The sequence below is a fragment of the Burkholderia territorii genome (assembly GCF_902833055.1).
GTDB classification, from domain to species: Bacteria; Pseudomonadota; Gammaproteobacteria; order Burkholderiales; family Burkholderiaceae; genus Burkholderia; species Burkholderia territorii.
This window is the reverse complement of record NZ_CADFEJ010000020.1, coordinates 1-24,793: the sequence shown is the minus strand read 5'-3', so window position 1 is coordinate 24,793 and position 24,793 is coordinate 1. Positions and strand designations below refer to the sequence as shown.

Here is a 24,793-nt window from a genome sequence, read left to right as displayed (position 1 = left end):
GGCCGCGCGAGCGAGCGGCTGCCCGCTCGGCTGGCCGACGACGTCGGGCCGCATCAGCGCGGCCCGGCGGACTCGCCGACGCGCATCGATGCGCGCCTCGCGTCGTACGGCATGCGCGCCGCGCCGGCCGCATGCTGCCACGCGAGCAAACCCGGCAGATAGAACAGCAGGTCGCGCACGCGTCGCGCGCCGGCAAGCGCCAGACAGGTCGGTGCGTCGAACCCGAGCAGCCCGCCGATCAGCACGAACCCGCCCTCCTGCACGCCCAGACCGCCCGGCATCAGGAACGCGATGCTGCTCAGCAGCTGGATCAGCGCCTCGATCGCGAGCGCCTGCGCGAACGTCGGATCGGCGCCGAGGAAATGCAGCGCGAGCCAGATCTCCAGCGCATAGCCGACGAATTGCAGCGTCTGCCACACGGTCAGATAGCGGACGACGATACCCGTCTTTCTCCAGATCATCCGGATCGACTGATCGGTGCGCGCCGATTCGCCGACCAGCGCCACCACCTTGCCGCTCGTGACGCGGTTGGCCACACGCATCGCGCGCTCGAACGGCCGCGCGTGCTGCACCAGCGCAAACAGCAGCAGCACCGGCACGAGCGCCGCCATCCCGATCGCGAGACGCGCCGCCGCCTGCGCGGCGCCGGACGACACGTGTTCGAGCACGTAGCCGATCGCGACGAGCGCGAACACCAGCTGGCTGATCAGCGTCAGCTGCATGTCGGCGACGAGGCTCGCCACGGCCGTCGCCGGGCGCACGCCGGCCTGCCGCAGCAGACTGAACGACACGATCTCGCCGCCGATCCGCGCGACCGGCAACAGCCCGTTGATCGATTCGCGGATCCACACGAGCTTGAGCATCGTCGCGAACGATGGCCGGCGCGGGCCGCGAATCAGCATCCGCCAGTCCCACGCATTCGCGAGCATCGGCAGGATATGGGCCAGCGCGGCGGCCAGCAATCCGGCGCCGGCCGTCCGGAGCCGGTGCAGGATCTCCAGCGGATGCTCGCGCCAGATCAGCCATACCGCGAGCAACAGCCCGGCCAGCGCCGCCGCGCGCCCCGCATGCCGCAGCCGCGCGTCGCGACGCGCACGCTGCCGGTCCGGGCCTTCAACATCGGAATGCGTGTCGTCCATCATGATTTCCCCGCTGGCGACAGCAAGCCCTCGCGGTCGACGCGAAAGCGCGTGCCGCGCCAGACGACATGCGACGAGAAGAAGCTCGACACGAATACCACGAACTGCAGGAGATCGACGAACGGCAGCCAAAGCGCGCCGCGCAGACCCGCGCCGGTCGCACGGCTCGTCTTCAACATCAGTAACGCCCGCGCGACGAGCGCCGCGAACGCCAGCCACCATGCGGCCGGCGTGCCGCCGGAAAACAGCGCGGCCAGCAACGCCAGCGGCAACGGATGCATCAGCACCGACCCGGCGTGACCGAGCCGGTCCGCCGCGCGTATCGTGCAGCTCCAGCGCAATTCGTGCGCGTACAGCGCGGCGAACGTCTCTTCGACACAGGCATGCCCGACGACGAACGGCGGAACGACCACCTGCGCGCCGACCTGCCGCACCGCTTCGCCGAGTGCGTGATCCTCGGCCAGGTGATGCGCGAAGCGCGCGAGCCCGCCGATGCGTTCGAGCGTCGAGCGCGCGATTGCAATCGTCTGTCCAAAGCACGGACGGGCGCGCCCGATGAAAAGCCCGGTAACGACACCGGGCAGGAAATGGTAATTCGTCATCGCGACGGCGACGCCGGGCCAGAAACCCGGCGACGCAACGCCGCGATACACGCTCGTCACGATGCCGACTTCCGGCTGCTGTAGCGCGCTCACGACGGCGCGCAGATAATCGCGCTCGACCAGCACGTCGCTGTCGGCGAGGCACAGCACCGAATGCTCCGCGTGTTCGAGCATGTTGACGAGATTCGCGATCTTGCGGTTCGGCCCGTACAAGCGCGCATCGGCGACGACCTTGATGTTCGCGTCCGGATAGCGCGTGCGCAGCGTCTCGACGGCCGCGAGCGCCGCGTCGCCCGCATCGTGCACGCCGAACAGATGCTGTACCGGCCCCGGATAATCCTGGACGAAGAAGCTTTCAAGATGCTGAGCGAGATTCCATTCGTCGCCGTGCAGCGGTTTCGCGACGGTGACGCCCGGATAGTCGCGCGGCTCGGCCCGGGCGCGAGAAAAGAATCGGCCGACCAGCACGCTGGCCGTGACGGTGTACGCAATGGCGAACAACGCGCATAGCCCGCATGCGATCGACATTGCGCTGGCCAGCGCGTACAGCACGTGCAGCAAAACCATGCTTCTCCCCAGTGTTGGCCCGGTGACGGCGACGCCCGGGTGAGCACGCGCGAACGCGCGCTCACCCGTACACGCCGCCATATCGATTCCCGTTGAGCCGGATATGCAGGACGATCGACCGACAGTACGCGCAATCAGATGACACGACTATCGTGCGATGATCGATTCCGGACACGCGGACATCGTCGCAAACGTCCGCGCCACCTGAGTGCCGCGTCGGCCACCTTACGGACCGACAGGAATGTCATCGTCGTGAAAAACGCTGCGGGTACGCGCAGCGCAATCAACGAAACCCGCACGAAACGCCGAATGAACGTGCCGGCGGAATCCGCTCGGGCCGATCGTGCGCAGGGTGCAGCGGACGAAAGCGGCGTGCGATCGCGCGCTTAACGTTTTGTTAAGGATTCGGCCGTAAAATCCGCCGCAATATACGGTCCTCATCCGCTTGCCTGGAGCTTTCATGTCTACAACGGCCCGATACGACGCAGTCGCCCGCCTTCTTCACTGGCTGATCGTGGCGCTCGTCGTCGCGCAATATGTGATCGGCTGGACGATGCCCGACGTGCATCGCGATACGCAGCCGGTCGGCCTGATCGCCGCGCATCTGATCGTGGGCACCGCGTTGCTTGCCGCGATGGTTTGCCGCGTGCTCTGGCGCGTGACGCATCGGCCGCCCGCCGACGAACTGTCGCCTGCGATGCGTGCGGTATCCGGCGCAACGCACTTCGGGCTCTACGCATTGCTGATCGTGGTGCCGCTGCTCGGCTGGATCAATGCATCATCGCGTGCATGGGCCGTCACGCTGTTCGGCATCGTCCCGCTGCCGGCGCTGTCGGCAGCCGGTTCGGGTTTCGGGCACGCGATGGGCGATGTGCACGGCATCCTCGCGTGGGTGCTGTTCGCGGGCATCTGCCTTCACGTCGCAGCCGCGCTCGCGCATCGTTTCGTGCTGCGCGACACGGTCCTGCAACGGATGATGCCCTGGTAATCTCGACGCCAGCCTGCTCGCGCGCCATCGCGGGCAGAGATGCGCTAATGGCGGAGCGCACTCCCGGCTGCATCGCGGCTCATCCGCCAAGCTAGCTGCGCGCCCGTCCAAATCGGGCAACGAGTTGATCGCGGCGCCGCGCAAAGCGGCGCGCGATCGACGGCCTCGCCGTCCGTGCCGATCGACCGGGCCGCGTGCGGCGAACGGCATGTGTATTGCCGTACCGCGAACACATCGGCCTGAAGAGACACACGTACACGTCGGCACCTAGTCGTCGGCCTGCGCGGGCATGACGGACGCCGACGCAGGCGCGGCGGGCAAAGCCGCCATCCGCGCCCGATCCTGCTCGGCGAGCTTCGCCATCGCGGCCTGAATGTCCACCGGATATTCGCCGTCGTCTCCCTTCGAAGGATCGTATCCCGCCGCTTCCAGACGAATCAGCTCGTCGCGGACCTGTGCACGCGTGAGCGGTGCATTCGATTGCGCGAATGCGGACTGACCGGCGATCACGCCAATCATCAGTAGTGCGATGCAAGTTTTCATCATCAACTCCTTCAATGTTGCGTGCCGGTCCACCTTCGTGGATGTCGGCCCGCCGTGGCGGCCCGCTACTTCAGCTGCCGAAATACGGTGTGCAGAAACTTTCCGGACCCACGCATGCGGCCGCGCGCGGACGCGACGGCAGCTCCGTTGGCCGCCCCGCACCGGAAGCCGCGGCCGGATCGCTGCCGACCGCGGTTTCGGCCTGACGCCGAGGCATCCGCTCGGCCTGCTGCCGGAACAGCGGGCTCACCTCCGGATACGACGCATCGGTCACGAAGCGCAGCCCGTTGTTTTCGGCGTCGATCAGTTGCTGCCTGACCTGCCCGCGCGTCAATGCCTGTGCCGACGCAGGCGTCGCGACACTCGCGACGGACATCGCCGCCACCATGGCGGCCACCAGCCAATGCGTATTCATGTTTCACTCCTTCGGAAGTCAACGAAACGACGTGCTACACCCGTATGACGACACGAGGCATACGTTTATTCCCGGAATGACCGACCGTTTGCGCCCGACGTTCATCGAACTGTCATTCTTTCGTCAGCCGGCGTAACCTGACGTAACGCAGGCCCCACCGCGCGTGGGGCAGACTGACGACACCTTGTGGATCGCACCTCGATCATGTCCGTCGCTTACGACTATGCAGCCGGCCTGCTTCGCACGCTGTACGACCGCCATATCGACAGCGGCGCCGTGCTCGACGCGGCCGCGTTTCCCGACGCCGAACGATTCGTCCGCGCGTGGCCGGCCATTCGCGCGGAAGCGCTGGCCGTCGCGCGCCACCTGCCGCGCATCCCGCGCTTCCACGAGATCATGCGCGAGCAGCACGACATCTCGGCCAACGATGCGCGCGACTGGCGGATGTTCATCATGCAGGCTTACGGCCAGCCGTTCCCGCGCAACCTGTCGCGTTGCCCGACCGTCGAATCGATCGTCGCGGCGTCACCGGACGTGTTATCCGCGTCGCTGTCGTTCCTTGCGCCCGGCAAGCACATCCCGCCGCATCGCGGGCCGTTTCGCGGCATCCTGCGCGGCTATCTGGTGCTGTCGATGCCGAAGCGCGCCGACGGCACGCCGGCTGCGGTGCTGAAGGTCGACGGTCGCGAATACCGGCTCGACGAAGGCTGTTTCCTGCTGTGGGACGACACGTTCGTGCATGAGGTGTGGAACGATAGCGACGAAGTGCGGATCGTGCTGCTGCTCGATATCCGGCGGCGCGGCATGCCGCGCTTGCTGACGTGGCTGTCGAATGCGGTGATCGGCGTGGTGCGACTCGGCATCCGGATGCGGGGGCGGTCGATTCCGGTCTAGCCGATCGCTCGGCGCCCGCCCGTCGCGATCAGTCCTCGCGCGCGAGACGCGTCAGCACTTCCGCAAGCGCCTGAATCGCGGGTTGCGCGGCACGCTGCGCCGGGTAGACGAGGTAGTAGCCCAGACCGTTGCGCACGACCTCCGGAAACGGCGTGACGAGCGCGCCGGTGGCCAGCCGATCCGCCGCCATGCGCGGATCGCCGATCGCGACGCCGTGCCCGTGAGCCGCGGCCGTCAACGTCAGTTCGAGCGTATCGAATACGAGCCCGGTGCGCGGGTCGATCCGCGTTGCGCCGACGGCGTCGAGCCAGCATCGCCATTCGTCGCGATTGCGCGCGGGATGCAGCAGCGTCGCATGCGCGAGATCGGCGATCGACTTCAACGACGCGGCTGCCTCGCGCGTGCACATCGGCGTGAGGCACTCGTCGAACAGCGGCACCGCCATCATTCCCGCCCAGCTTCCGGTACCGCGCACGACGATGGCGTCGACGTCGGCATCGGTGAAATCCGGCGTGTCGTCCGCCGACGTGTGAATGCGCAATTCGGTTCGCGACAATGCATGATTGACCGCCGGGAGCCGCGGCAGCAGCCACCGAATCGCGAACGTGGAAGGCAGGCGCAACGTCAGGGCCGACGCGGAATGCGCATGGGCGTGCGCATGTTGCGCCAGTTGCGCGAGCACGTCGATGGCCACCGTCAGCAACGCGCCGCCCTCCGCGGTCAACGTCAATCCGGAAGGATGACGAACGAACAGCGCACATCGGTAGTGCGCTTCCAGTTGCTGCACCTGGCGGCTCACCGCGCCCTGCGTCCGGCACAGATGCTCGGCCGCCCGGTTGAAGCTGCCCAGTTCGGCGGCGGCGACGAACGCCTGGAACGCCGTCAGCGGCGGCAGCGGGCGCGTCAGATCCGCCAGCGGATATGCGCGGGCGGCATACCCGGGTTGCGGATTATTCGTTTGCTCGGTCATCGCGGGATCGCTATCGTGGTTGAACCGGTTCGCGACGGCTGTCGCGCACGGTTCGTCAACAATCAGCGGAGAAATACCATGGCATCGTCGTCCGACGCACTATACACGCGGCAGGTCGATACCTACCTCAAAGCGCTCGAAAGCGGCAACGTCGCCGAGATCTGCGCGCTGTTCGCGCCGGATGCGCAAATATATTCGCCGTTTCTCGGCTGGATGGCGCCGCACCCCTTTTTCGAAAAAGTCGTGGCGGCATCCGGACAAAGCCGGATCACGCCGATCGACATCTGCGTCAGCACGACGGGCGCACGTCGGGCCACCGGCTATTTCGTCTACGACTGGGGACTGAAGGACGGCTCCGAGGTGCGGTTCGAGTGCGTCGACGTATTCGAATTCGACGACGACGCGCGCATCGAGCGCATGATCATCGTCTACGACACGCACCCTGTGCGAAGCACGGTCGGCGACAAATACGCATAGCCGGATCATTGCGCGACGCAGCAACCTCGTCGTGCCGCCGGCCGTACGACAAATGTCGCGGCCGGCCCGATCGATCGCCTACACTACAGACCGTCCCTCCCGCGCGGCTCCTGCCAGTCACTGCCATGGCACACCTCTTCTTCGCGGCGTCGATCCAGCGCCATATCGACACGCCCGAGCGTGACATCGACGCACGAACGCTCGGCGAAGCGCTTGAAACCGTCTTCGGCGAGCAGCCGCGGCTGCGCGGCTATATCGTCGACGACCAGGGCGCGCTGAGAAAACATCTGTCGGTGTTCATCGACGGCCATCCGGTACGCGACCGGCAACACCTGTCCGATGCACTCGGCGATGCCAGCCGCGTCTATGTCGTGCAGGCGCTGTCCGGCGGATAAAGGGACGCATCTCCATCGAAGCAAGCGCCGGTCGGACCTACTGGAGACACCCGACATGAACGATCGACTGCTCGTCGCGACCCGCAAGGGCCTGTTCGTGCTGCACGCCGACGGCAACGGCGGCTGGTCGCTCGGCGAGCCCCATTTCGCGGGCGAACCCGTCAGCATGGCGCTGGCCGACCCGCGCGACGGCACGCTGTATGCGGCGCTCAATCTCGGCCATTTCGGCGTCAAGCTGCATCGCCGGCGCGCCGATGCCGCCGCATGGGAAGAATGTGCGGTGCCCGTCTATCCGCCGCAGCCCGCCGACGAATCCCGCGCCAACGCCGGCACCCATGCAGGCGCCGGCGATTCGGATAACGAAGCGCCGGCCCCGCCGCGCGCACCGTGGACGCTTCAGCAGATCTGGTCGCTCGAAGCCGGCGGCGCCGACGAGCCGCGCGTATTGTGGGCCGGCACGATACCGGGCGGACTGTTCCGCTCCGACGACGGCGGCGATTCCTGGGTGCTCAATCGCGCGCTGTGGGATCGCCCGGAGCGCGCCGAGTGGTTCGGCGGCGGCTACGATGCGGCCGGCATCCACTCGGTGATGGTCGATCCGCGCGACAGTCGGCATGTGACGATCGGGATTTCGTGCGGCGGCGTCTGGCAGACCTTCGATGGCGGCGCGACCTGGCGCGTCAGCGCCGACGGCATGGAAGCCGATTACATGCCGCCCGAGCGGCGCGGCGAACCCAACGTGCAGGACCCGCATCGTGTCGTCCAGTGCGCGGCGGCCCCCGATGTGCTGTGGACCCAGCATCACTGCGCGATCTTCCGCTCGACCGACGGCGCCGCGCACTGGCAGCGGATCGAAGCGCAGCCGTCGAGCTTCGGCTTCGCGGTCGCCGTGCACCCGGCGGATCCCGACACCGCGTGGTTCGTGCCGGCGGTGAAGGACGCTTGCCGGATTCCCGTGAACGGCCGGTTCGTCGTCACGCGCACGCGCGACGGCGGCCGCAGCTTCGAGAGCCTGTCGAACGGGCTGCCGCCCGCGCCGGCCTACGACCTCGTGTATCGGCACGGGCTCGCGGTGGACGGCACGGGCACGCGTCTCGCAATGGCGTCGACGACGGGCGGGTTATGGACGTCAGGCGACGGCGGCGACAGCTGGCGGCAGGTGTCCGCGCATTTGCCGCCGGTGTATTGCGTGCGCTTCGGGTAACGGATGACCGGAAGGCCTGACGGCGCAATGCAAGCGCCGGACCGCTGCATCACGCCTGCGACGCGATCCGCGCGACCGCCACGCGTGTGCGCGCGATTTCCGCTTCGAGCCAGTCGAGAAACTGCCTGACTTGCGGCTCCCGTTCCCGGCCGGGTTTGCACAGCGCGACGAAGCGTGCGCCGGCGAGCCGCACCGACGGCTCGATCGGCATCAGCGCGCCGCGCTCGACGTGCTCGGCAACGAGCACGGAACTGAGCAGCCCGACGCCCTGCCCGTGCAACACGGCCTGGAGCGCGTAGTGCTCGTCGTCGTAATGCCGGAACACCGCACGTTCGAGCCACACGTCGCGGCCCGCCGCGCGACACCACGACGCCCAGTCGATCGACTCCGGCAGCGGCGTATTCCACACGGTCTCGATCAAATCGAGGCGCTCGCCCGTTCGGTGCGCATCGAACCCGGTGGCCGCATACGCGCCGAAATACTCGTCGATCAATGCAATCTCGTGCAGCGCCGGGAACGTGCGCGACGTCGCGCGAATCGCAAGATCGATTCGCGCGTCGCGGTCGAGATCGGCGAGCGCGTTGCCGGTTTCGACCTTGATGTTCAAGTGCGGATCGACCTGCCGAAACCGGCCGAGACGCGGGATCAGCCACATCGCGGCGAATGCGGGCGTGGTGGTCAGCACGAGCGTGCGCGTGTGAGCCGCGTCGGGCCGCACCGCATCGAGCCCGCGACTGAGCGCGAGCAACGCATCGTGGCTCGTGCGAAACAGCCGTTCGCCGTCTTCCGTGAGCCGCACGCCGCCCGCGCCACGTTCGAACAGCAGCACGCCGAGCCGGCTTTCGAGCGACTTGATCTGATGCGAGACGGCCGCCGGCGTCACGGACAACTCGTCCGCCGCGGCCTTGAACGAGCCGAGCCGCGCCGACGACTCGAATACACGCAATGCGGTCAGGGGAATTTTCGAGAACACGGGGCCTCGCGGGCCGGGTCCGGCCAGGTTGAATTCGATTCAATCCGGGTGAGATTAGGTGAATTGAAGCGGCCGCGCAACGCACGTAGCCTTGCGGGACATCGTGGCACCGGCGCCGCGCAAGCAGCCGTCGGGTCACCGTCGAACCGGAGAAACAATGTGCAAGGCCTTCCGCGCAGAATCACGCAGGCGGTGCTTTACGAAGCGATCGCCGTTTCCTGCATCTCGCCCGCGATCGCGTCGGTCTTCAGGCAGAGCCTCGTCTATTCGGGCGCGCTGTCCGTGACGATGTCCGCGATCGCGCTGCTGTGGAACATGATCTTCAACGCGTTGTTCGAGCGCTGGGAAGCGTCGCGCCGGCAGCCGGCACGCACGCTCGCACGGCGCATCCTGCATGCGACCGGATTCGAGGGCGGGCTCATCTTCATCCTCGTGCCGGTGGTGTCGTGGTGGCTCGACATCTCGTGGCTCGATGCGTTCGTCGTCGACATCGGGCTGTTTGCGTTCTTCTTCTGCTACGCGTTCGTGTTCCAGTGGGCATTCGATCGCGTGTTCGACGTACCGGCGGCAACGAAGGAATCGTGACGTTCGTTCGCGGCCCGGCAATTCGTCGATCGCCTCCAGGCCCGAAAACAACGCGGCCCGCCCGCGCGATACGGGAGGGCCGCGTTTCGGCACGCGCACCGCGCTCGGGGAGCGCGAGGCTCGTCCGGTCGTCGCTCAATGCACGCCGAGATACGCCTTCACCGCCGGCAGGCCCGGCTTGCCGTCGATCGTCGTCACACCGGCCAGCCACTTGTCGAGCGCCTGCGGGTTCGCCTTCAGCCACGCGGCGGCCGCCTTGTTCGGGTCTTCCTTGTTCATGATCGGCACCATCACGTGGTTCTCGATCGTCGTCGTGAACTGCAGGTTCGACACGAACTTCGCGACGTTCGGGCAACGCTGCGCGTAGTCGGGCGGCGTGGCAGTCAGCACCTTCGCTTCGCCGTAGTTCGGGCCGAACACGTCGTCGCCGCCGCTCAGGTAGTCGATCTTCATCTGCACGTTCATCGGATGCGGTTCCCAGCCGAGGAACACGATCCACTGCTTTTCGCGGATCGCGCGATTCACCTCGACCAGCATCCCGGCCTCGCTCGACTCGACCATCTTGAACTTGCCGAGCCCGAACTGGTTGCCGTCGATCATCTTCTTGATCAGCAGATTGCCGTCGTTGCCCGGTTCGATCCCGTAGATCTTGCCGTTGAGCTTGTCCGCGAACTTCTGGATGTCGGCGAACGACTTCAGGCCGCCCTGATACACGTAGTCGGGCACCGCGAGCGTGTATTTCGCGCCGGTCAGGTTCGGGGTGCTGAGCACCTTGATCGTGCCGGCCTTCGTGAACGGCTGGATGATCGGATCCATCGTCGGCGACCAGTAGCCGAGGAACACGTCGATCTGCTTGCTCTTGATCCCCGCGAACGTGATCGGCACCGATGCGATCGTCTTGGTCGGCGCGTAGCCGAGGCCCTGAAGCATCGTCGATGCGAGACCGGTGGTGGCCGCGATGTCGGACCAGCCGACGTCCGCGAAGCGCACGTTCTTGCACACGGGCGGGTCGGCCGCGTAAACCGCCGACATCGGCGCTGCAATCCCGATCCCGCATGCCGCTGCGATCAATAGGCGCTTCATCTGTCTTCTCCTCAAAGTGACGTCGTTTTTCATGGGTGCGGGATCGAGTATTGAAACCGCGCGCCGCGATCCCGGCGGCGTCGCGGACCGAATGGTTCGCGCGGGCCGCGTCAGCGCCCCGGCAATCGGCGCTCGTAGCTCGGCGCGTGACCGAATTGCGCGCGGTACGCCTTGCTGAAGTGACACGGCGAATGGAATCCGCACGTCGTCGTCACGCGCGCGATCGATGCGTCGGTGGTGCGCAGCAGGTCGCGCGCGCGCTTCAGGCGCAGCGTCAGGTAATAGTGCGTGGGCGACACGTTCAGGTACACCTTGAACATCCGCTGCAGGTGCCGTTGCGACAGGCGCACGAGCCGCGCGAGTTCCTCGAGCGACAACGGCTCCTCGATGTTCGCTTCCATCAGCCGCACGACCTCGATCAGCTCCGCGCGCGAGAAACCGACGCGCGCATCGACGGGAATCGGCTGCGTATCGGTCGAGCTGCGGATGCGCTCGAGAATGAACTGCTCGGACACCTGCGCGGCAAGTTGCTGGCCAAAGCGCATGCCGACGAGGTTCAGCATCAGGTCGAGCGGCGCGGTGCCGCCGGTGCAGGTGAGCCGGTCGCGATCGACGACGAACAGCTCGTCGGCGAACCCGACCTGCGGAAATTCCGCATGCAGCGCGGACAGGTTCTCCCAATGCACGGTGCAGCGATAACCGTCGAGCAGGCCGCTCGACATCAGCGCATACGCGCCGGTGCAGATGCCGCCCAGCGGCAGCCCGCGTTCGGCGAGCGCGGCGAGCGTGTCGCGCGCGCCGTCGTCGACCACGTCGCGGATGCGGATGCCGCCGCACACGATCATCACGTCGGGCAGGTTCGCGTAGTCGAGCGCCTGCGTCGGCCGCACCGCGATGCCGTTGCTGGCATGCACGGGCGCCCCGTCGAGCGAATAGATCGACCACTTGTAGTGGTCGGAGCGACCAACGTAGTTCGCCATCCGAAGCACTTCGACCGCGCTCGAGAACGCGATCATCGAGAAATTCGGCAGCGTCAGGAAGCCGAAATGGGCAAGGGACGAAACCGGTGAAACGCAAGCGGCGGGCACGGCGGCAGCGGCGGCGGACGTCACATCGGGCTCCTGGCGAATTGAGCAGGTTGCACGCGGCCAGCCCCGTGGCAGGCGCCACGGAAGCCGGGATCGAATCGGGGGATGCGACCGGCAAGCGAGCCGGCCGCCGGTTGCTTACGCTTGCGCGGGCGTGGCCTTCGCGCGGAACAGCTGCTTCAGGCCCGAGAACAGCGGTGCCTTCACGGTGCCCGGCGCACGGCCGAAGCTTTCGGTGATGCGGTCGAGAATGATCGCGAGCAACACGACCGACAGGCCGCTTTCGAAACCGAGGCCGATGTCGAGGCGCTGGATACTCGCGAGCACGTCGTTGCCGAGGCCGCCCGCGCCGACCATCGACGCAATGATCACCATCGACAGCGCCATCATGATCGTCTGGTTCACGCCCTGCATGATCGACGGCAGCGCGTTCGGGAACTGCACCTTGTACAGCAGCTGCCACGGCGTGCAACCGAATGCCTGGCCGGCTTCGACGATCTCGCGGTTCACGTGACGAATGCCGAGGCTCGTCAGGCGCACGGCCGGCGGCATCGCGAAGATCACCGTCGACAGGATCCCCGGCACGCGGCCGAGACCGAACAGCATCGCGGCCGGAATCAGGTAGACGAACGCGGGCATCGTCTGCATCAGGTCGAGAATCGGACGCACGATCGCGGCGACCCACTTGCTCTTCGCCGCCCAGATGCCGAGCGGGATGCCCAGCACCAGGCTGATGATCGTCGACGACAGCGTGAGGCCGAGCGTGATGACCGTCTGGTCCCAGAAGCCCGTCGCGAAGATCAGCAGCAGCGACGCGGTGGTGAACAAGGCGAAGCGCCAGCCCACCCGCCACAAGCCGACACCGATGAAGATCGCCATCATCAGCCACATCGGGATCGCCTGCAGGCTGTGCTCGACGAATGCGGCGAGGCCCTCGATCGCGCGGCCGATCGTATCGAACGTCGCCGCGTCATGGTCGAGCAGGTAGTGAACGGACTGGTCGACCCAGCTTCCGAGCGGAATCATTTCAGACATGGGAGCCTCGCGAACGCGTGATGGCCTTCAGGATAAGTGCGCGGTCGACCGAGCCGCAGTAGCAGCCGTCGTCGTCGACGACGGGCAGTGCATTCGGGCTCGCGACGACACGCGCGACGACATGTTCGAGCGACGCATCGCGCCGGATGCTTTCGATCGGCCGCACGGACGGTGTGTCCTGACCGATCGCGTCGCGCGTGACGAAGCCGCGGATCTTGCGCGCGGCGTCGAGCACAAACGCGTATTCGGCACTGCCGTTCAGCGTCGCCGCGACGTTCGCGGCATCGCACTTCGACAGGGTCGGCACGGCGCCCGTCTGCATCAGGTCGCCGGCCGTCAGGTAGCGGCTCGTGTCGATGCCGTCGAAGAACGCGCGCACGTAGTCGTCCGCCGGGTTCGCGATGATGTCCTGCGGCGTGCCGACCTGCACGAGCCGCCCGCCCTCCATGATCGCGATGCGGTTGCCGATGCGCAGCGCCTCTTCCAGATCGTGCGACACGAACATGATCGTGCGGCGCTGTTCCTTCTGCAGTTGCAGCAGCACGTCCTGCATTTCGCGGCGCTTGAGCGGATCGAGTGCGGAGAACGCCTCGTCCATGATCATCAGCGACGGGTTCACGGCCAGCGCGCGGGCGAGGCCGACGCGCTGCTGCATGCCGCCCGACAGCTCGGACGGCAGCTTGTGCGAGAACGGTGCGAGGCCGACCTGCTCGAGCACCTCCATCGCACGGCGTTCGCGTTCCTTCTTGCCGACGCCCGCGACCTCGAGGCCGAACGCGGCATTCGATACCACGGTGCGATGCGGCATCAGCGCGAACGACTGGAACACCATGCTCATGTCCTTGCGGCGCAGCGCGGTCAGCGCGGAGCGGCGTGCCGACGCGACGTCGAGCCCGTCGATCAGCACCTTGCCGGCGCTCGGATCGACCAGCCGGTTCACGAGGCGGATCAGCGTGGATTTGCCGGAGCCGGACAGGCCCATCAGCACGAATATTTCGCCTTCCTGCACGTCGAACGATACGTTGTGCACGCCGACGACCTGACCGGTACGCTTGAGCACGTCGTCTTTCGTCGCGCCGGCTGCGAGCATGTCGAGCGCCTGCTGCGGGTTGCTTCCAAATACCTTGCACAGACCTTCGACCACGACCTTGGGGGCATCCATCGAAACCTTCTCCTCGTGTAGCGGGGACTCACGCGTGTCATAGCGTGCCTACATAGTTGCCAGAAAAAACCCCGACCTGCCGACGAATTACGACAAACGCTTGCGCAAATACGACACACCCGGCGGCCTTGCCACGCGGGCCTCGGCGCCCGGCGGCACGCGATTGTGGCGATGCAATACGCGCACGGCCAATAACGACGGGCGTCTCGGGCGTGGCTTGTGCGCAGCAGCGCGACGCGGAGACTGCACCGTTTTGCTCCCGGCCGCGCAGGCCGCACGTCGCTTTGCGACAATTCCACGTCCGATCGGAAGGCGCCGCCCGCCCCCCTCGTGCAAAAGGAATGGTCGTACGAAACCGCGGATCGCGAACTGGCGACAGCCACGTTTCGCGGCACGCCCGCAACCCCGAAAATCCCCCATGGCCATTGTGATACATTGCCGGCAATCACACCGATTACGATGTCGCGTGCGCCTTGCGCGCGGCACCGCGCCGACGGTGTGCGCATGCCGGTTCGCCTGCCGGCCATACTGAAACAGCCTCGATCGACCTCTGCGACGATCGAAGGACGATAACGAAATGAGAGAGGGAGCAAGGCGATGAATTGGGCCTTTGCCGCAATCGGTTTCATCGTGGGCGGTATCGCCGCATTATTCGGGGACTTCTCCGCCGCCAACGGCACGCTGCTCGGCGCGGCAATCGGGTTCGGCATCGGTCACGCGCTGCAGCAGCGCAAGCGCAAGAGCGGCGACACGATACCCGACGCATTCGCGATGTACGCCACTCCCGAAGCAACGCAACCCGCTCACGTGCCGCTCGCCGAGCGCGTCGCGCGCCTCGAGGCGACGGTCGACACGCTCACGCGCGAGCTCGATGTGCTGCGCGGGCAGCTCGCGGGGGCGAAGGCCGGCGCCACCGCAACCGGCAGCGCCGCGCACGTGCCACCGGCGACGCCTGCCACCGTCACGCCTGCACCGGCCACAATGCCGCCGCCACCGTCCACGCAGCCGGCCGCCGCGCGCGCCGGCGTGCCGCCGTCGACGTCCGCCCCGGCTCCGGCTCCGGCTCCCGCGCCAGCCGTCGCCACGCGGGCGAGCGATGCGAGCGCCGCCGCGCCGACGAATCGGCCCGCGACGACTGCGCCATCTGCCCCGCCCGCCCCGCAGAAATCGTACAAACCCGACATCGTCGAACGCGCGTTCCGTGCCGCGCGCGACTGGCTGCTCGGCGGCAATACGGTCGTGCGCGTGGGCATCATCGTGCTGTTCTTCGGCGTCGCGTTCCTGCTCAAGTACGCGGCCGACAACGACATGCTGCCGATCGAATTCCGCCTCGCCGGCACGGCACTTGCCGCGGCCGCGCTGCTCGCGATCGGCTGGCGCGTGCGGGCGCGCCGCGCGGCATACGGCCTCGTGCTGCAGGGCGGTGGCATCGGCATCCTGTACCTGACGGTCTTTGCCGCGACGAAGCTCTACGCGCTGTTGCCGATCGGCGCGGCGTTCCCGCTGATGGTCGCGGTGTGCGCGCTGAGCGCGTTCCTCGCGGTGAAGCAGAACGCGCTGCCGCTTGCCTTCATGGGCAGCGCGGGCGGCTTTCTCGCGCCGGTGCTGCTGTCGACGGGCCACGGCAGCCACGTCGCGCTGTTCAGCTACTACGCGTTGCTGAACGCGGGCATCTTCGCGATCGCCTGGTTCAAGGCATGGCGTCCGCTGAACCTGCTCGGCTTCGTGTTCACGTTCACGATCGGCTCGGCGTGGGGCGTGACGGCATACCGCCCCGCGCTGTTCGCGACCACCGAGCCGTTCCTGATCCTGTTCTTCCTGATGTACGTCGGCATCGCGCTGCTGTATGCGGTGAAGCGCGAACTGGCGCTGCGCCACTACGTCGACGGCACGCTCGTATTCGGCACCCCGATCGTCGCGACGGCGCTGCAGGCCGCGCTCGTGAAAGGCACGCCGTTCGGGCTCGCGTGGAGCGCGGTCGCGCTGTCGGCGTTCTACGTCGCGGTCGCCGCATGGCTCGCGCGGCGCCGCGATCGGCTTGCGCTGCTGTTCGAGGCGATGCTTGCGCTGGCGGTGATCTTCGCGACGCTCGCGGTGCCGCTCGCATTTTCGGGCCCGACGACGAGCGCCGCATGGGCGATCGAAGGCGCGGCGATCGTGTGGGTCGGCGTGCGCGAGAAACGCCTTGCGCCGTTCGGCTTCGGCCTGCTGATGCAGATCGCCGCGGCCGGCGCATTCTTCACGAGCCTGCTCGGGCCGACCGACACGAACGCACTGCCGGTGCTCAACAGCCCGTATATCGCGATGCTGCTGATCGCGCTCGCCGGGCTGTTCACGGGATGGTGGCTGCACGGGCGCGACGAAGCGCGCGCGTGGCATGCATGGATGCCGGACGTCGGCGCGGCCGCCGCGGCCTGGGGGCTGCTGTGGTGGCTGAGCGGCGGGCTGCACGAGATCCTCGTCCATGCGAGCCGCCACGTCGATCTGCATGCCGACCGCTTCGTCGTCGACACGACCGCGCTGTTCGCAGCCGGCACGGCGTGGCTTGCACACGTCGCTCGCCGCAAGCTCGCCTGGCCGATCGCCGAATGGCCCGCCATCGCGCTGACGCCGGTGCTCGCGCTGCTCGCCTTGCGTGCGTTCGATGTGCATGAGGCACCGCTGTCGGGCATGGGCGCGTTCGCGTGGCCGATCGCCGTCATCGCGTGTTATGCGCTGCTGCTGCGCCAGTCGCGCGGCGCGTCGTCGGCGGCGGCCACGGCGGCGGCGCCGGTCGCGGGCGCGGCCGGCGCGACGCGCACGTCTCCGATGGCGGCCATCCCCGCCACGGTGATCGCGCCGCTGCACACGCTGATGTTCTGGACGTTGTGCGGGCTGTTCTCGCTTGAGGGCTTCTGGCGCCTGCACGCGTTCGTGCCCGAAGGCGCGTGGAGCTGGAGCGCGTGGGCCTACGGTTTCGGCACGCTGCTTCTGCTGGTTTCGGGCCCCGGCTCGCGGCTGCGCTGGCCCGTCGCCGCGTTCCCGCGTGCGTATCAGGTGTGGGGCGCCGCGCCGCTCGCCGCGCTGCTGTGGCTCTGGAGCATCGCCAGCGTAACGAGCGACGGCGATGCGTCGCCGCTGTTCTGGCTGCCGCTGCTCAACCCGCTCGACGTCGCGCAACTGCTGATCTTCGTCGCATTCGCCACGTGGCTGCGCCGCCTGAAAACGCTCGGTGTCGGCTGGCATCCGCTCGCGGCCGATCTGGCGGCCCTCGCGACCGTTTTCCTGTGGTTCAACGCGCTGCTGCTTCGCACGCTGCATCACCGTTTCCACGTCGCCTACGATATCGACGCCGTGCTGTCGTCGTTCGGCATCCAGCAGGTGTTCATGGTCGGCTGGAGCCTGTTCGCGTTCGCCGGCATGTGGCTGACGCGCCGCGACGGCATCGCGCGCGTGTGCGCGCTCGCATCGTTGCCGCTGATCGTCGTGATGTGGATCTGGACCTTCCACGCGAACTTCACGCAAGACGGCGGCAGCTGGGCGCGCGTGCCGCTGCTCAATCCGCTCGACCTCGTGCTCGTGGTGATCTATGCGCTCGCGGCGTCGTGGTTCGTGCGCGCGCGCAGGCTCGGCTGGTCATTGGACAACTACCGCGTCGAGCTGCTCGGCGCGGCCGGCGCGACGGCCTTCCTGTGGCTGAACGCGATCCTGCTGCGCACGCTGCATCACTGGACCGGCGTGCCGTACGCATTCGATGCGATGGCGGAATCGACGCTCGTGCAGGCGTCGGTTTCCGTCTACTGGACACTCTGCGCGCTCGCGACGATGATCTGGGCCACGCGCCGCAGGCTGCGTCCGATGTGGTTCGTCGGCGCCGCGCTGCTCGCGCTCACGGTTATCAAGCTGTTCCTGTTCGACTTGTCGCACGTCACCGGCATCGAACGCATCGTGTCGTTCATCGGCATCGGCATCCTGCTGCTGTTGATCGGCTATTTTTCGCCGCTGCCGCCGAAGGCCGCGGCCCAACGGGACGACCAACAACCATGAAACGACTCGCAGCCCTGCTCGGCCTGAGCCTGCTGACGTCGTTCGCGGCGGCCGACGGCGCGCCCGGTGCCGAACGCGTTGCCGAGCGTTTCTCGCTCGAGCTCGACGGCAGCGCCGCGTATTACCAGCTCACCGTGCCGCAGGCCGTCTATGCGGCCAGCCGGCGTGGCGATCTCGGCGACGTACGCATCTTCAACGGCGCCGGCGAGCCCGTGCCGTACTCGCTCGATGCGCCCGCGGCGGCGGCCGTGCCGCCGTCGCGCACGCCGGTGCACTGGTTCCCGCTGCCGCCCGCACGCGCCGACGACGGGCACGCGCCGCTCGGCGTGTCGGTTGCGCCGGACGGCTCGCTGCGCGCGGCCATCACCGCGCCGGCTCGCGCGAAGCATGCGGCCGACCTCGTCGACCTGTCGCATGCGGACGGCGAAGTCGACGCACTGCTCGTGCACGTGAGCGACGACAGCTACCAGGGGCGCGTCGCCGTCGAAGCCAGCGACGACTTGCGCAACTGGCGCTCGCTCGGCAGCACGCAACTGCTGAAGGTCGGGCGCGGCGGCGACATGCTGGTGCAGGATCGCATCGCGCTCGAAGGCACGGGGCCGCGCTACCTGCGGCTCGACTGGCTCGACGGCGCGCCTTCGATCGCATCGATCGAAACCGAAACGCGGCCGCACGATGCACGCACGGCGGACAGCGCGGCGGTGCCGCGTCAATGGCGCGAAGCCGCGCACGTGCGGGCCGGCAGCGCACCGGGCGAGTATCTGTTCGACACCGACGGCGCATATCCGGTCGACCGCGTGCGCATCGACCTTCCACAACCGAATACGGTTGCGCGCGCAACGCTGCAGAGCCGCCCCGACGCACAAACGCCGTGGCGCGACGTCGCCGGCGCGGTCCTGTTCCGGTTGCAGGGCAAGGGCGGCGAACAGCGCAACCCGCCGCTGGCGTTCGCGCCGAATCCGGATCGCGCGTGGCGCATCGTCGTCGACATGCGCAACGGCGGACTCGGCGGCGGCCAGCCGTCCGTCACGGTCGGCTGGCATCCGGCCGCCCTGACCTTCGTCGCGCGCGGCACGCCGCCGTTCACGCTCGGCGTCGGCAATGCGTCGCTGCCGTCGTCGGCCGTGGGCCGCGATGCGCTGCTGGTCGGGATGGCGCCGGAAGTGCGGCCCGCGCGCGTCGGCGCGGCACTGCCGGTCTCGGCGGCCCCGGCGGAGGCGGCCACCGATCACGATGCGATCCGCCGTTACGTGCTCTGGGGTGCGCTGGTCGTTGCGGTCGGTGTGCTCGGCACGATCGCATGGCGCCTCGCGCGTGGCGGCAGCAACACGCATACACGCGAGGATTGAGGCCAAACAGGCCGTAACCGCACGCGGCGAGGCATCGCGAGAGAAAACGTCGTGGAAATCGCGCGAAATCGCAGCGGAGCGATCGCGCGGCGGCGTGCATGCTCATGCATCCAACGCCTCCGGACACGTGCGTGAACACACCGATCGTCGCGCCCGCGAGCAGTTCGTGGATGCGCGGCGGGAACGGGTGCAATTCGGCACGCGCGAACGCTTGCCCCCACATCGCTCCCCTTTTTCCGGCGCCGGACGAAAAAAAGCCCCGCCTGCATCCGCGCGGCGGGGCCAACCCATGTCAGTAGAGACATCATGGAGGAGACGAGCCCATCTTATCGAGTACGGCACGCCGTCCCAACCAAGCATTTCTGCTATCCATCTGCGCTGCCGCGCGTACACTCGCCTCGTGGAGACGGCATATCGATAGAACGAAAAGTCGTTTTCAGAGTGACGGCGGGGTCGTTACCATCTGGTTTTAAGCCTGTGCTTAGCCGGGCAAGCCATCCCAAGGAGCGCCCTTTGACTGCATTCGATCAACACCGCCGTCCGTTCGTGGTCGGCATCGGCGGGACCACCCGCGCCGCGTCGTCGACCGAGCGCGCGCTGTCGTTCGCGCTGCGCGGCGCGCAGGCCGCCGGCGCGCGCACGCGACTGTTCGACGGCCCGTTCCTGCATACGCTGCCGCACTACGCCCCCGAACACAAAACGCTGACCGACGCGCAGCGAGAGCTGATCGACACCGTTCGCGAAGCCGACGCGATCATCATCGCGACGCCCGGCTATCACGGCGGCGTGTCCGGCCTCGTGAAGAACGCGCTCGACACGCTCGAGGAACTGCGCGCCGACGAGCGCCCGTACCTCGACGGCCGCGCGGTCGGCCTGATCGTCACCGCCTACGGCTGGCAGGCCGCCGGCACCGTGCTGACGTCGCTGCGGTCGATCGTCCACGCGCTGCGAGGCTGGCCGACCCCGTTCGGCGCCACGGTAAACACGCTCGAAACGCGCTTCGACAGCGCGGACAGCTGCTCGGATCCGAAGGTCGTCGCACAGCTCGAGACCGTCGGCTCGCAGGCAGCCGAATTCGCGCTCGCATTCGCGTCGCATCGTGCGGCCACGCATGCCGCATCGGTCGACGCGCTCGCCCCCGTGCTGAAGATCGCCAACCAGTAATCCCCGCCTTTCCGCGCCCGCGCCCGGCCGACGATGATCGCCGCGCGCGGGCGCGCGTGCCCGACCGCCCGGCGCAATCCCTCCGTCCGCCCTTGCTTCATGCGTGCACTGAATGCCGATAATGATCCGGCCCGCCAGGTGATTTGCATTGGCCGAAAGATTGGTTCACGCGGACCGCGGGTTTTCGTACGCTGAAAACCCGAACCTTCCATGCGCACGCCATGAACCGCACGATCCGCTACAAGGGCTACGAAGTCGCCCCCGCTGCCGCCCGGCTGCCAAACGGGCTGTTCGCCGCGAACCTGACGATCGAGAAGGCGAGCGGCGGTCCGTCGCCGCGCGCCGTGTCGTTCGACGCGATTGATTTCTTCTTCGAAGAGGAGCACGCGCTCGCTTACGCGTCGCGCTGGGGACGCCTCTGGGTCGACACGCAGGCTTGAGCGCAGCCACGGCAGCACGGGGCCGCTCGAAAATACGCGATTACGTAAGCTATGCAAGAATCTTTCGTCTCGTAATCGCACAACAACAGCCATGTCCGACACGCTGCTGGAAGATCACGCAGCGGCAGATCACGCCATGCGCAACTGGACCTTCGAGTATCAGGGTCCGGTCAGGATCGGTTCCGATGCGCACAGGCAGATGTTCTGCCGCATGCTGCTCGATACGCACAACCCGTACAAACCGGCCGTCATCGACTGGCCGCCGCTCAAGCCCGACGAGTTGAAGCGGCTCACGTCGCTGCCGATCTGGGATATCGCCGTGCAGACGGAAGGCCGCGCGTCGATCCGCGTCGCCACTTTCGCCGCGACCGTCGGCGACCCGCTGTTGCGCCAGGCGCTCGAGATGGACGGCGCCGAGGAGGCGCGGCACAAGGTCGTGCTGTCGAAACTGGTGCAGGCATACGGCATCGAGCTTGCCCCCGAACCCGCCTATCCGGTACCGGACGACCCGGAATGGTCGTGGATGGTGACCGGCTTCAGCGAGTGCATCGACAGCTTCTTCGCGTTCGGCCTGTTCCGCTCCGCGCAGCGCTCCGGTTACTTCCCGCCCGAACTCGTCGACACCTTCGAGCCCGTGATCCAGGAGGAAGGCCGGCACATCCTGTTCTTCGTGAACTGGTATGCGTGGTACTGGCGGAGCTTGCCCTGGTGGCGCCGGCCGAGGTTCTTCGCACGGGTCGCGGCGGTGTGGGCGTTCTTGATCTGGGAGCGCATCGGCATCGCGCGCGGGATCGATGCGGACGGCGTCGCGCACGACGCGAACTTTCCGGCGACGAGCACCGCAGACATCGGCGATGCGCTCAATCCGCGCGAACTGATCGAACTGTGCATCAGCGAGAACGACCGGCGGATGGCCGGGTACGACAAACGCCTGCTGCGCCCGATGTTCGTGCCGCGCATGGCGCGCCTCGCGCTGCGATTCCTGAAGAAGTAAGGCTCCGGCGGCAGGTTGCAGGCAGCGCCTTGTCATGGGCGATGTGCTGCGTCGCCCGGCCCGGTTGCACAACCGCGACGTGCGGCCCCGGCCGCCATCCGCGCAACGGCATACGCTTTCCGGCACGACCGAGCGTCCTTGCGGCTTGCATCGCGCTCGCGTCCGGGGATTCGCGCGCGACGTGACGCCGTCCAACGCGACCCCTCCGGTCCGTCGACAGTTCTCATCCTGCGCCCCTGCGCGCCGTCTTTCCCGTCGCGGAATGTCCACCCTGGCCAGCACGCTCGAGCCACCGTGGCTCAAATCTGACGTTTCCTGCTCGTTGCGCCTGTTTTCCATCAGTTGGCGCGTCTCCAACCGTCGTCGTGGACGAGCGGAACCAGTGCAACGACTGCCTGGCCGGCGCGGATGATACGGCACGTCGTCCAATTGGCTCCCTGAGGCCATCACGTGAAATACGTCAATAAGACGGATTCCGGCCAGGAATCCCAATGGCAGAGTCAATGCACCTGTTGCACTTTTTTACAACATCGTGAAGCCGGCCGTCGGCGAAGGCCCGTCCCAAGGGCGAGTGCGGCCCGCCGGATGCGCAAGCCAGCACAGCCTCCCACTCTTTTCTTCATGTTTTTTGATTTTAGATAAAAACGATTAAATATATTCCTCAAATCATCACGGATATCAAATTAATAGATAAATCACGCTATCCGACACATCCCGACGACCGACCCATTCAACATTACAATATCGAAAGGACAACGTTTGCCGCAAACGTTTGCTGTTTCATTTGTCTTACTTTTCCGGCATTCCAATGTGCGACACATCACACAAAAATCCTCCACATGGTTGATTTGACTAGACTTTTCCATCACCCACCTCGCCCACGAGCATCCTTCATTCAACGTTCAACGCATTTTCAACTTTCTTACGACACAACACATCAAAACACGATCCATTAACCATCTTTTAACTTTCAAATCGCTCAATTTTTCACTGTTTGTCAATCTCAAAATAGCGCCTCCAATAAACTCCGCCCATCAATTTTGAGATTCGCGCGAGCGCACGGCAAATTCATCTAACGAAAGAGACCGGTGTGTGCGTGCTTATTTGGAGGTAGCTGGACATGAACCGCACATACCGCTCGATCTGGAACGAAGCTCTTGGCGCCTGGGTCGCGGCATCCGAACACGATTCGGCACGGGGCAAGCCGAACAAGTCAGCCGTCGTGAAGGCCGTCGCAACCGTCGCGCTCGTCGCGGGTGCGGCAGTCGGCAACGTCGCGCATGCGCAGTATTCCGCGGGCGGCGGCACGTCGACGGGCGCCCAGGCGATTGCCATCGGCGGTAATGGGGGCAGTCAGACAACGGCCAGCGGCGCGACCTCGATCGCGATCGGTGCGAACGCGACGGCGTCCGGCAGCTATTCACAAGCATTCGGTCAGGCCACGACCGCGACCGGCTCGAGCGCGATCGGCATCGGCTCCGGCGCAAAGGCGCTCAACACCGGCGCGACCGCGGTCGGCAACGACTCGACCGCTTCGGGTTCGAGCTCGATCGCGATCGGCGGCGGTAACAGCACGGGCACAGGCGGAGCGGTGGCAGCAGGCACCAATTCGATCGCACTGGGCCGGTTCTCGAACGTCAACTCGGCAACGACGTCGGGCATCGCAATCGGTTCGAATGCGACAGTCACGTCGGTCGGTACCAACGGCACCGCGCTCGGTTCGGCTGCCACGGCAGCCGGCTCGGGCGCGACCGCCATCGGCAACGGCGCGACGGCGACGGGCACCAACGCGATCGCGCTCGGCGGCACGGCCAACTACACGTCCAGCGTCGCGATTGGCGCAGGCAGCGTGACCGGCGCGGCAGCGCCGACGGGAACGGGTTATCTGACGGGCAGCGCCGCGCCGACGTCTGAAGTGTCGGTCGGCAGCTCGACGGCGCTGCGTCGCATCACGAACGTCGCCGACGGCTCGGCACCGCAGGATGCGGTCACCGTGGCCCAGCTCAGCACCGGGATGAGCACGACGACCAGCGCGATCAGCAGCTTGTCGACGTCGGCGTCGACGGGGCTGTCGTCGGCCAATAGCTCGATCTCGTCGCTCTCGACTTCGACTTCGACGGGGATCAACTCGCTGTCGACGGGTCTCAGCTCGACCAACAGTTCGGTCGCTTCGCTGTCGACCTCGACGTCGACCGGCCTCTCGTCGGCCAACAGCTCGATCTCGTCGCTGTCCACGTCGACCTCGACGGGGATCAATTCGTTGTCCACGGGCCTCAGCTCGACGAACAGCTCGGTTGCCTCGCTGTCGACTTCCTCGTCGACCGGCCTGTCGTCGGCTAACAGCTCGATCTCGTCGCTGTCCACGTCGACCTCGACGGGGATCAAGTCGTTGTCCACGGGCCTGAGCTCGACCAACAGCTCGGTGGCTTCGCTGTCGACTTCGACGTCGACTGGGCTGTCGTCGGCTAACAGCTCGATCTCGTCGCTGTCCACCTCGACTTCGACGGGGATCAATTCGTTGTCCACGGGCCTGAGCTCGACCGATAGTTCGGTTGCTTCGCTGTCGACTTCCACGTCGACGGGCCTGAGCTCGACCAATAGTTCGGTCGCTTCGCTGTCGACTTCGACGTCGACGGGCCTCGCGTCGGCTAACAGCTCGATCGCGTCGCTCTCCACGTCGACTTCGACCGGCATCAACTC

Annotated in this window: 21 protein-coding genes and 2 pseudogenes; 12 read left to right on the top strand and 11 right to left on the bottom strand. The window is 66.8% G+C overall.

The window, feature by feature from the left end:
• Window positions 1-53 precede the first annotated feature (53 nt).
• Window positions 54-1,142 (bottom strand): lysylphosphatidylglycerol synthase domain-containing protein, encoded by a 1,089-nt coding sequence (locus HW466_RS25805; RefSeq protein ID WP_151004531.1) that lies wholly within the window; start codon window positions 1,140-1,142, stop codon window positions 54-56.
• On the bottom strand, window positions 1,139-2,308 hold the full coding sequence (hpnI, locus tag HW466_RS25800; RefSeq protein WP_151004529.1) for a bacteriohopanetetrol glucosamine biosynthesis glycosyltransferase HpnI: 1,170 nt from the start codon (window positions 2,306-2,308) through the stop codon (window positions 1,139-1,141). Before hpnI ends, HW466_RS25805 begins: the two co-directional genes overlap by 4 nt.
• Window positions 2,309-2,768: 460 nt before the next feature.
• Here hpnI and HW466_RS25795 point away from each other — a divergent pair, with 460 nt between their 5' ends.
• Entirely contained in the window at window positions 2,769-3,296 is a 528-nt protein-coding gene (locus HW466_RS25795) for a cytochrome b (RefSeq protein WP_059504304.1), read from the top strand.
• A 267-nt stretch (window positions 3,297-3,563) separates the two neighbouring features.
• Here the strand turns inward: HW466_RS25795 and HW466_RS25790 are convergent, their stop codons facing one another.
• Window positions 3,564-3,839 carry a DUF4148 domain-containing protein gene (locus tag HW466_RS25790; RefSeq protein ID WP_151004527.1) on the bottom strand — a complete coding sequence of 92 codons (276 nt, stop codon included), beginning with the start codon at window positions 3,837-3,839 and terminating at the stop codon, window positions 3,564-3,566.
• Window positions 3,840-3,909: 70 nt separating this feature from the next.
• Window positions 3,910-4,254: a DUF4148 domain-containing protein gene (locus HW466_RS25785; protein ID WP_151004525.1), complete on the bottom strand. Its 345-nt coding sequence runs from the start codon at window positions 4,252-4,254 to the stop codon at window positions 3,910-3,912.
• Between the two features lie 204 nt (window positions 4,255-4,458).
• On the opposite strand from HW466_RS25785, the gene HW466_RS25780 reads away from it, so the two are divergent.
• On the top strand, window positions 4,459-5,148 hold the full coding sequence (locus HW466_RS25780) for an aspartyl/asparaginyl beta-hydroxylase domain-containing protein (protein ID WP_059504309.1): 690 nt from the start codon (window positions 4,459-4,461) through the stop codon (window positions 5,146-5,148).
• 28 nt (window positions 5,149-5,176) lie between these two features.
• Here the strand turns inward: HW466_RS25780 and HW466_RS25775 are convergent, their stop codons facing one another.
• Window positions 5,177-6,118 (bottom strand): LysR substrate-binding domain-containing protein, encoded by a 942-nt coding sequence (locus tag HW466_RS25775; RefSeq protein ID WP_060023749.1) that lies wholly within the window; start codon window positions 6,116-6,118, stop codon window positions 5,177-5,179.
• Window positions 6,119-6,196: 78 nt separating this feature from the next.
• Between HW466_RS25775 and HW466_RS25770 the strand changes: the two genes are divergently transcribed.
• The 3 genes from HW466_RS25770 to HW466_RS25760 all read left to right on the top strand — a co-directional run bounded on the left by HW466_RS25770 (window position 6,197) and on the right by HW466_RS25760 (window position 8,194).
• Window positions 6,197-6,595, top strand: coding sequence for a nuclear transport factor 2 family protein (locus HW466_RS25770; protein ID WP_059790821.1), 399 nt, complete (start codon window positions 6,197-6,199; stop codon window positions 6,593-6,595).
• A gap of 125 nt (window positions 6,596-6,720) precedes the next feature.
• Complete coding sequence (locus tag HW466_RS25765) at window positions 6,721-6,990, top strand: MoaD/ThiS family protein (RefSeq protein ID WP_059504316.1); 270 nt, start codon at window positions 6,721-6,723, stop codon at window positions 6,988-6,990.
• Window positions 6,991-7,045: 55 nt separating this feature from the next.
• Window positions 7,046-8,194, top strand: a complete 1,149-nt coding sequence (locus tag HW466_RS25760; RefSeq protein WP_151004523.1) for a WD40/YVTN/BNR-like repeat-containing protein — start codon at window positions 7,046-7,048, stop codon at window positions 8,192-8,194.
• 49 nt (window positions 8,195-8,243) lie between these two features.
• Here HW466_RS25760 and HW466_RS25755 read toward each other — a convergent pair whose 3' ends face one another.
• Window positions 8,244-9,167 carry a LysR substrate-binding domain-containing protein gene (locus tag HW466_RS25755; protein WP_060127850.1) on the bottom strand — a complete coding sequence of 308 codons (924 nt, stop codon included), beginning with the start codon at window positions 9,165-9,167 and terminating at the stop codon, window positions 8,244-8,246.
• A gap of 159 nt (window positions 9,168-9,326) precedes the next feature.
• On the opposite strand from HW466_RS25755, the gene HW466_RS25750 reads away from it, so the two are divergent.
• Window positions 9,327-9,752 carry a PACE efflux transporter gene (locus tag HW466_RS25750; RefSeq protein ID WP_151004521.1) on the top strand — a complete coding sequence of 142 codons (426 nt, stop codon included), beginning with the start codon at window positions 9,327-9,329 and terminating at the stop codon, window positions 9,750-9,752.
• A 135-nt stretch (window positions 9,753-9,887) separates the two neighbouring features.
• Here the strand turns inward: HW466_RS25750 and HW466_RS25745 are convergent, their stop codons facing one another.
• The 4 genes and pseudogenes from HW466_RS25745 to HW466_RS25730 form a co-directional block, all read right to left on the bottom strand.
• Window positions 9,888-10,835: a choline ABC transporter substrate-binding protein gene (locus HW466_RS25745; protein ID WP_059943579.1), complete on the bottom strand. Its 948-nt coding sequence runs from the start codon at window positions 10,833-10,835 to the stop codon at window positions 9,888-9,890.
• A gap of 110 nt (window positions 10,836-10,945) precedes the next feature.
• Entirely contained in the window at window positions 10,946-11,947 is a 1,002-nt protein-coding gene (locus tag HW466_RS25740) for a GlxA family transcriptional regulator (RefSeq protein WP_059452135.1), read from the bottom strand.
• A 114-nt stretch (window positions 11,948-12,061) separates the two neighbouring features.
• Window positions 12,062-12,958, bottom strand: a complete 897-nt coding sequence (choW, locus tag HW466_RS25735; protein ID WP_059452134.1) for a choline ABC transporter permease subunit — start codon at window positions 12,956-12,958, stop codon at window positions 12,062-12,064.
• Window positions 12,951-14,242 (bottom strand): annotated as a pseudogene (locus HW466_RS25730) (quaternary amine ABC transporter ATP-binding protein); the annotation flags it as partial. The pseudogene HW466_RS25730 and the gene choW, both read right to left, overlap by 8 nt.
• 475 nt (window positions 14,243-14,717) lie before the next feature.
• Between HW466_RS25730 and HW466_RS25725 the strand changes: the two are divergent.
• From HW466_RS25725 to HW466_RS32415, 6 genes and pseudogenes are all read left to right on the top strand, one after another.
• Window positions 14,718-18,146 carry a DUF2339 domain-containing protein gene (locus HW466_RS25725; protein ID WP_176316111.1) on the top strand — a complete coding sequence of 1,143 codons (3,429 nt, stop codon included), beginning with the start codon at window positions 14,718-14,720 and terminating at the stop codon, window positions 18,144-18,146.
• The gene (locus tag HW466_RS25720) at window positions 18,143-19,495 is read left to right on the top strand and encodes a DUF3999 domain-containing protein (RefSeq protein ID WP_174905883.1); all 1,353 of its coding nucleotides are present in this window, start codon (window positions 18,143-18,145) and stop codon (window positions 19,493-19,495) included. The genes HW466_RS25725 and HW466_RS25720 overlap by 4 nt, the downstream gene beginning before the upstream one ends.
• Before the next feature lie 513 nt (window positions 19,496-20,008).
• The gene (locus HW466_RS25715; RefSeq protein ID WP_059466925.1) at window positions 20,009-20,659 is read left to right on the top strand and encodes an NADPH-dependent FMN reductase; all 651 of its coding nucleotides are present in this window, start codon (window positions 20,009-20,011) and stop codon (window positions 20,657-20,659) included.
• 221 nt (window positions 20,660-20,880) lie between these two features.
• Complete coding sequence (locus tag HW466_RS25710; RefSeq protein WP_006749916.1) at window positions 20,881-21,099, top strand: hypothetical protein; 219 nt, start codon at window positions 20,881-20,883, stop codon at window positions 21,097-21,099.
• A gap of 91 nt (window positions 21,100-21,190) precedes the next feature.
• Entirely contained in the window at window positions 21,191-22,093 is a 903-nt protein-coding gene (locus HW466_RS25705; protein ID WP_060347979.1) for a hypothetical protein, read from the top strand.
• Between the two features lie 1,120 nt (window positions 22,094-23,213).
• A pseudogene (locus HW466_RS32415) lies at window positions 23,214-23,867 on the top strand (ESPR-type extended signal peptide-containing protein); the annotation flags it as partial.
• Between the two features lie 107 nt (window positions 23,868-23,974).
• Here HW466_RS32415 and HW466_RS32410 read toward each other — a convergent pair.
• The coding region (locus HW466_RS32410) for a hypothetical protein (RefSeq protein WP_481968800.1) at window positions 23,975-24,793 on the bottom strand (819 nt) is incomplete at its 5' end.

What these genes read in the sequence shown, in the direction of transcription:
- choW (WP_059452134.1), bottom strand. Translation starts at nt 12,958, where the DNA reads ATGTCTGAAATGATTCCGCTCGGAAGCTGGGTCGACCAGTCCGTTCAC.
- HW466_RS25775 (WP_060023749.1), bottom strand. Translation starts at nt 6,118, where the DNA reads ATGACCGAGCAAACGAATAATCCGCAACCCGGGTATGCCGCCCGCGCA.
- HW466_RS25795 (WP_059504304.1), top strand. Translation starts at nt 2,769, where the DNA reads ATGTCTACAACGGCCCGATACGACGCAGTCGCCCGCCTTCTTCACTGG.
- HW466_RS25710 (WP_006749916.1), top strand. Translation starts at nt 20,881, where the DNA reads ATGAACCGCACGATCCGCTACAAGGGCTACGAAGTCGCCCCCGCTGCC.
- HW466_RS25765 (WP_059504316.1), top strand. Translation starts at nt 6,721, where the DNA reads ATGGCACACCTCTTCTTCGCGGCGTCGATCCAGCGCCATATCGACACG.
- HW466_RS25790 (WP_151004527.1), bottom strand. Translation starts at nt 3,839, where the DNA reads ATGAAAACTTGCATCGCACTACTGATGATTGGCGTGATCGCCGGTCAG.
- HW466_RS25805 (WP_151004531.1), bottom strand. Translation starts at nt 1,142, where the DNA reads ATGATGGACGACACGCATTCCGATGTTGAAGGCCCGGACCGGCAGCGT.
- HW466_RS25745 (WP_059943579.1), bottom strand. Translation starts at nt 10,835, where the DNA reads ATGAAGCGCCTATTGATCGCAGCGGCATGCGGGATCGGGATTGCAGCG.
- HW466_RS25770 (WP_059790821.1), top strand. Translation starts at nt 6,197, where the DNA reads ATGGCATCGTCGTCCGACGCACTATACACGCGGCAGGTCGATACCTAC.
- hpnI (WP_151004529.1), bottom strand. Translation starts at nt 2,308, where the DNA reads ATGGTTTTGCTGCACGTGCTGTACGCGCTGGCCAGCGCAATGTCGATC.
- HW466_RS25760 (WP_151004523.1), top strand. Translation starts at nt 7,046, where the DNA reads ATGAACGATCGACTGCTCGTCGCGACCCGCAAGGGCCTGTTCGTGCTG.
- HW466_RS25725 (WP_176316111.1), top strand. Translation starts at nt 14,718, where the DNA reads ATGAATTGGGCCTTTGCCGCAATCGGTTTCATCGTGGGCGGTATCGCC.
- HW466_RS25705 (WP_060347979.1), top strand. Translation starts at nt 21,191, where the DNA reads ATGTCCGACACGCTGCTGGAAGATCACGCAGCGGCAGATCACGCCATG.
- HW466_RS25780 (WP_059504309.1), top strand. Translation starts at nt 4,459, where the DNA reads ATGTCCGTCGCTTACGACTATGCAGCCGGCCTGCTTCGCACGCTGTAC.
- HW466_RS25785 (WP_151004525.1), bottom strand. Translation starts at nt 4,254, where the DNA reads ATGAATACGCATTGGCTGGTGGCCGCCATGGTGGCGGCGATGTCCGTC.
- HW466_RS25720 (WP_174905883.1), top strand. Translation starts at nt 18,143, where the DNA reads ATGAAACGACTCGCAGCCCTGCTCGGCCTGAGCCTGCTGACGTCGTTC.